This window comes from Borrelia crocidurae, from assembly GCF_000825665.2.
Taxonomy (GTDB): Bacteria; Spirochaetota; Spirochaetia; order Borreliales; family Borreliaceae; genus Borrelia; species Borrelia duttonii.
In genome coordinates, this window is the sequence record NZ_LN609267.1 from 208,864 (window position 1) to 215,587 (window position 6,724).

The following is a 6,724-nucleotide window of genomic DNA, read 5'->3' on the forward strand; positions in this document are numbered from 1 at the left end:
CTATAGCTCAGTTGGCAGAGCAAAGGACTGAAAATCCTTGTGTCGGGAGTTCGATTCTCCCTGGCGGCAATACGAATGAAAGGCTTTGTCATGCAATCATGTTTGCAAATAAAGGAATAAGGAGAAGCTTTAAATTCGGCTATTAAAAAGCTACATAAAATTATGTTACAAAACATTACCTTATCTAAATTAACAGAACATAAGACAAACCCTTATCTCGCAAATGTAATTGTCCTGTACGACAATGCTTAAAACTTTAAGAGGATTTCAATGATTCTCAAAGAAATAAAAAAAATAGAAGACTTAACAGAAAAGGATATAATATTTTCAAATATTGGAAACTTAACTAAATTAAGTACAAAGGTAAATGAAAAAATCATAACATTTTTAAAAAAAGGAAATGTTTCACATATCCCAGTTATAAACAATTATGAAAATATCTCACATGAAACATTAGTCAATACAATTAATAAAGAACTTTTAAACAACAAATTAAATTTTTTAAAAGAAGAACTAATAGAAGCATCAAAAGATATATATAAGCCATTCTCAGAAAAAGATAAAATATTCACAATTTCAGGGAAAAAAACAACAATTAATTTAAATACACTAATGGAAAGAGAACCTGATTCCATCTATAATAAAGAAATTATTGAAGGTAGTTTTAAAATTTTACCAAGACATAAAATAATCTCTATTCAAAAAATATTATCAACGATCTATGATTATTTTGATTTTCAAAAAATCATAGATCAAGATAATCTCCATCATCAAACAATAAAAAAACTAAATTTGCAGTCAATCAGAAGAGATTATGAATTTTTTAGAGAACAAGTACAAACAGAAGGTGACTCCATATTAATACATGCAATTGATACGACAATTTATTTTTTATTCACTATTGCACAATTAAATAAAGAGCGAGCAGCAAAAAATGCACCAAGATCAACATCAAAATTTTTTATTGACAAATCACACTATACAGAATTTACAGAATTTTTTTACGATAATGATATTATAATACAAGCTGCATTTGGAGTACTGTTACACCCAATTGGACTTATGCATACCACAATACTACAAAAAATAAGAAACAAAATTAGTATTAAACAAAACGATACAGAAAAACAACTTTTCTCTAAAATAGAATTTTTAGAGAAAAGTATTAATATTTCTAAAAATTTATTTAGAATGAGAGATGATATTTCTGCTATTACAAAAATGATAATTAATGGACAAAAAAATTACCTTAATAACAAAAATCACACAGAAACAACAAAAAAATTCACACATGAACTTATCAGAATTTTTTGCATAATAGATACTTATGATGAAATGATTAATCCAATAATAATTAAAGAACCCGTTAATCCATTAGAAGCAATTGAATTTTTAACTCAAAACAGCGCAAAATACTATTGGGATAAAGATAAACCAGACGAATATTTACGAAATAAAAAATTTGACATAAAAATGCTAAAAAATTTTTTAAAAATACTTGCACCATTTGACTATGGAACGATAATAAATGTACACACAAAAAATTGCAATGAACCTATATTTAAAGCTGTTGTTTTTAAATATACAATGGATATTTTGCCTATTTTATCCATAATAAAACAAAAAGACAAATCATATAAAATTGGAGATATACTACTAAACCTAGAATCCAGAGAAATAATAATAAAAGGACAAAATGGAGAAATTAAAAAAAGCCCATTTAAAAACACTGATAAATTTGAATTAAGACATAATATTGAAGAACTTAAAAGTGAACAATTTCCACTCTTAGATTCTATCCAGAATTAACAATTTATATATCAAGATTAACTTCAAAAAAATCAAGTCTTGAGCCTCCATATTTTCTAAAATCATATTTTGAAAGTCTTAAAATATTATTATCCAAATTTTCTCTAGCAGGATAATGAATAATAATTTTGGCATTTTTATTTAAACTTTTATTTTTTGAGATTATTTCAAGTAAATTTTTTTTCAAAGGATAGTCAAAGGGAGGATCAAGATAAATTAAATCATAAAAAAGATCTCTCTTTGCAAGAAAGAATTCTGCTTTTGTAAAAAAAAATTTATAAGGTTCATTTACAATATCAAAATTTTTAATCAAAACATTTTTAGAAAATTTATTATAATCAACAAGATGTACAAGACTAGCTCCTCTACTTAAAGCCTCAAGAGACATTATTCCAGTCCCAGTAAATACATCAAGAAAATTTATTCCCAAAATCTGATTAAACAAAATAGAAAAAAATGCTTCCCTAATAATAGCCATCACAGGCCGTACATAACCTACTCTAGGACAAGCAACTTTCCATCCCTTATATTTCCCTGAACTTACACGCATCAGGATGCATTTTAAATCATTTTTCAAAAATATTAAATATATATAAACCAAATTTTGATATAATTTTGTTTAAGAGAGATAAAATATGAAAGGTATTATATTAGCAGCAGGATATGGCACAAGATTTTTACCCATAACAAAAACTATTCCAAAAGAAATGTTACCAATTTTAAATAAACCATCAATTGATTATATTATTGAAGAATTTATTAATTCTGGAATTAAAGAAATACTCATAATAACTTCAAGAAGAAAAAAAGTTTTGGATAATTACTTTGACAGAGAAGTTGAACTTGAACATACATTCATCAAAGAATGCCAAAAAGATTTTTTAGAACAAATTAAACTTAAAGACATTAACATTTGTTTTATAAGACAAAATACAATGATGGGCACAGGGCATGCATTACTTCATGCAAAGCCTTGGATAGGCAATGAAAGCGTAATAGTTGCATACCCCGATGATCTACATATCGGATCACCACCCTTAACAGCACAATTAATAGAACTATATAAAAAAACTGGTAAAAATATATTATCCGTTATCGAAAATCCCAAAAATATCAATAGATACGGAGTAATAGAATTAAATCAAGATAATATTCATGTAAAAAACATAGTAGAAAAACCAGCAATTGGTCACGAACCAAGCAATAAAGCATCTATAGGAAGATTCTTATATACCAATGAATTTTTTAAATTTTTAGAAGAAGGTTTTAAATTTCACCAAAAAGGAGAATATCACCATATTTATGCATTAAAGAAACTAATGATTGAAAACAAAGTATTATACAAAAAAATTGAAGGAGAAAGACTTGATATAGGTGATATTGAAGGTTATTTAGAAACAATAATCAAAATTGCAAAACAAGATGATAAATTACTCCAAATCATCAACAATTCATTAAGGAATTAAATGACAATAACAACAAAATTTCAAAATTTTTATGATAATCTTGAAATACTAAAAAAACTTTGACATAAAATAAAACATTTAGAAGAAAAAATTTTAAAATATAGTATCTTATCAATAATTACTACAAACTAACAAAAAGAAGTTATAATTCTCTTTGTTAGAATTTTTTATTTTAGAAATAAAAAAAATATATTAAACATCACACTTGAAGAATATTATTACGAAAAAGCACAAGACAATAATTTAAAAAACTGGATATTAGAAATCATTAAACAAAAAAATTTACCTCAAATAAAAAAAGAAACTAATCTTATTAGCAAAAGACCTGGAATAACATATAAATTAAATTCAAGCAATTTTTTAAAAATAATTGAAATATACAATAATAAGCAATACACAGAAGATTCACTTTTATCTTATAGTAGTACAAATTAGCTATACTAAATTTTTCTATAGCTAATAATATTAAAGTCAAAAAGAACAATAGACATACTAATAGCGGTAAAATATAGAAACAAAGAAAAAATTAAACACATACTTAAAGATAACTTATCATTTCAAAGATTATTTAAATCAAGTTTAAGCCAAAAACAAAACAGAGTAACTAAATTAAAAAAGCTACTTATTTTAACTTACTGGCCAGTAGGATGTCTGTCTAAATCACTTTTTAATAAAATTTTAACAAAAAATTATAAATATATAATAGATGAAGTTTTAACTTTAAAATACGATGAAATTTTAAAATACTTAAAAACAATCAAAACATTTAGTCTTAATGAAATTTTTTATAAAGGATCAAATAAAAATTCTAATTTCAATTATTTCTTCAGTGAATTTACAAGATATACTCCAAAAGATTTTCAAAACACTTTCAAAACATATTTATTTTCACTTGAAAAAACAGCAATAAAACAATATCTAAAATGGTTTTTTAAAGATAAAGTACCACATGAATGGAAAGATTTCATTTCTACAATTGAATATATTGATACACATAAATTACTAAACCTTAATACAAATATAGAAGACATGATTACCGCAAAATTTCAAGCAGAAGAATTTTTCATATCATTTGAAAAAATGAATTTCAATCCATATGAAAGCTCAAAAATATTTCAAAATAAAAACCTACGAAGAATATTTTTAATTAACGTGATAAATTATATTAAAAAACATATCACAAAAATAGATACATATGGATGGATTTCATTTTATATATATGCAGATAAAAATGATAAAATACAAACAGAAAAAGACATAAAACAATTTTTCAAAAATAAAAATTTTGAAATTCAAAATCAAATATTTGTATATTTCCTATCTTTTTATCCCAATATTGATAAAAAACATTTTGAATTTATATCAGAAATAATGCTATACCTTGATTCAAATAAAATCACAATCCCTCAAGAAATAATCCAAATGCAAAAAACAAGTCCTCATAAATTCAATTACTGCAAATCATATATTTTTGTAAAATCACTAACTATAAGAACAAGAGTATTTAAAATACTAAACAAAAATATTAAACTAGAATTACTATTTCAACCAGAAGAATTTCACAAAAAAATATCATTATTACCAGCCATATATTATATTGTTTGCTATTACAAGCTAGATACATTGAAAGAAGAACAAAAAATATCACCTAAACAAAAAGAAGAAATAATAAACTTCATTACATTTCTAACCCAAGAACAAAATAAATTTGGTTTCAAGACACTATAAAATATAGAAATATTTACTTGAAAGTAATAAAATAATACATATAGAAGATATGAAGAAATGTTTATTATTGCTTAAAAATTTGATTGTCTTGCTTATTTTATTACTAAATTCAAGCTTAGCATATTCTCAAAGACTAATTAAACTTGGACAAGAAGAAATAAAAAATAAAAATTATTCACAAGCAATAAAAATCTTAAGTGAAGCCATTCAAAAACATCCAAAAGAACAAGACGGATACTACTTCCTAGCAATAGCTTATAGAGAAAACAATCAATTAACAGAAGCAGAAGGTGCCCTTCTTGACGGAATTGCAATAGGGGGAAATATTGATTACAAGTTATATTTTGAACTGGGAAACATAATGTTTAAACGAGGTAAAGGTTATTATAACTTAGCAATAAGATATTATTCTAGCTCTATCAAAAATATGCCCAACTATGATAAGGCACTCCTCAATAGAGCAAATTCTTATGTTGAACAAGGAAAAATTAATTTTAAAGAAAAAGATTATAAAAATGCGTGGGATTCATACACCATGGCAATTCATGATTACTCTCAATTTATTACACTAAGATATGAAAGCTCAAAAAAAAATGCCATTCTACATATGATAGACCTTTTAAGAAATAAAAAAGCTGATCTAGAAAAACTCGATAAAACTTTACAAAATAGAAGCGAAGAACACATTGCCAAAGGAAAACCAAAAGAACAGGAAAATACGCAAAAATATGAAAATAAACAAGAGTTTGGCACTGAAAAACAGTCTTCAAACTCTCAGCAACATCAAAATTCACAAAATCTAAATCAACACAATAATCAACAACATAAAAAAGAAATAACTCCTACTCAAAAACCTCAGCAACATCAAAATTCACAAAATCTAAATCAATCCAACAATCAACAACATAAAAAAGAAATAACTCCTACTCAAAAACCTCAGCAACATCAAAATTCACAAAATCTAAATCAACACAACAATCAACAACATAAAAAAGAAATAACTCCTACTCAAAAACCTCAGCAACATCAAAATTCACAAAATCTAAATCAATCCAACAATCAACAACATAAAAAAGAAATAACTCCTACTCAAAAACCTCAGCAACATCAAAATTCACAAAATCTAAATCAACACAATAATCAACAACACAAAAAAGAAATAACTCCTACTCAAAAACCTCAGCAACATCAAAATTCACAAAATCTAAATCAACACAACAATCAACAACATAAAAAAGAAATAACTCCTACTCAAAAACCTCAGCAACATCAAAATTCACAAAATCTAAATCAACACAATAATCAACAACACAAAAAAGAAATAACTCCTACTCAAAAACCTCAGCAACATCAAAATTCACAAAATCTAAATCAACACAACAATCAACAACACAAAAAAGAAATGACTCCTACTCAAAAACCTCAGCAACATCAAAATTCACAAAATCTAAATCAACACAATAATCAACAACACAAAAAAGAAATAACTCCTACTCAAAAACCTCAGCAACATCAAAATTCACAAAATCTAAATCAACACAATAATCAACAACATAAAAAAGAAATAACTCCTACTCAAAAACCTCAGCAACATCAAAATTCACAAAATCTAAATCAACCCAACAATCAACAACACAAAAAAGAAATAACTCCTACTCAAAAACCTCAGCAACATCAAAATTCACAAAATCAAATCAATCCAACAATCAACAACATAAAAA

At 25.1% G+C, this 6,724-nt stretch carries 5 protein-coding genes; 4 read left to right on the plus strand and 1 reads right to left on the minus strand.

The genetic code is table 11. The features are described 5' to 3' along the window. Window positions 1-270 precede the first annotated feature (270 nt). Window positions 271-1,809, plus strand: coding sequence for an HD-GYP domain-containing protein (locus BN1173_RS01045; protein WP_040236013.1), 1,539 nt, complete (start codon window positions 271-273; stop codon window positions 1,807-1,809). Window positions 1,810-1,813: 4 nt separating this feature from the next. Here the strand turns inward: BN1173_RS01045 and rsmD are convergent, their stop codons facing one another. Further along, the gene (gene rsmD, locus BN1173_RS01050) at window positions 1,814-2,359 is read right to left on the minus strand and encodes a 16S rRNA (guanine(966)-N(2))-methyltransferase RsmD (protein ID WP_040236016.1); all 546 of its coding nucleotides are present in this window, start codon (window positions 2,357-2,359) and stop codon (window positions 1,814-1,816) included. An 85-nt stretch (window positions 2,360-2,444) separates the two neighbouring features. On the opposite strand from rsmD, the gene BN1173_RS01055 reads away from it, so the two are divergent. The 3 genes from BN1173_RS01055 to BN1173_RS01065 all read left to right on the plus strand — a co-directional run. Beyond that, on the plus strand, window positions 2,445-3,275 hold the full coding sequence (locus BN1173_RS01055; RefSeq protein ID WP_014696091.1) for a sugar phosphate nucleotidyltransferase: 831 nt from the start codon (window positions 2,445-2,447) through the stop codon (window positions 3,273-3,275). Between the two features lie 534 nt (window positions 3,276-3,809). Further along, the gene (locus BN1173_RS01060) at window positions 3,810-5,003 is read left to right on the plus strand and encodes a BB_0208 family protein (protein ID WP_425456541.1); all 1,194 of its coding nucleotides are present in this window, start codon (window positions 3,810-3,812) and stop codon (window positions 5,001-5,003) included. A gap of 49 nt (window positions 5,004-5,052) precedes the next feature. Then, window positions 5,053-6,724: tetratricopeptide repeat protein (locus BN1173_RS01065; protein WP_246040020.1), on the plus strand; the 1,672-nt coding region annotated here is incomplete at its 3' end.

Bases quoted from the DNA above. Each gene is read 5' to 3' on its own strand.
- BN1173_RS01045 (WP_040236013.1), top strand. From the start codon at position 271: ATGATTCTCAAAGAAATAAAAAAAATAGAAGACTTAACAGAAAAGGAT.
- rsmD (WP_040236016.1), bottom strand. From the start codon at position 2,359: ATGCGTGTAAGTTCAGGGAAATATAAGGGATGGAAAGTTGCTTGTCCT.
- BN1173_RS01055 (WP_014696091.1), top strand. From the start codon at position 2,445: ATGAAAGGTATTATATTAGCAGCAGGATATGGCACAAGATTTTTACCC.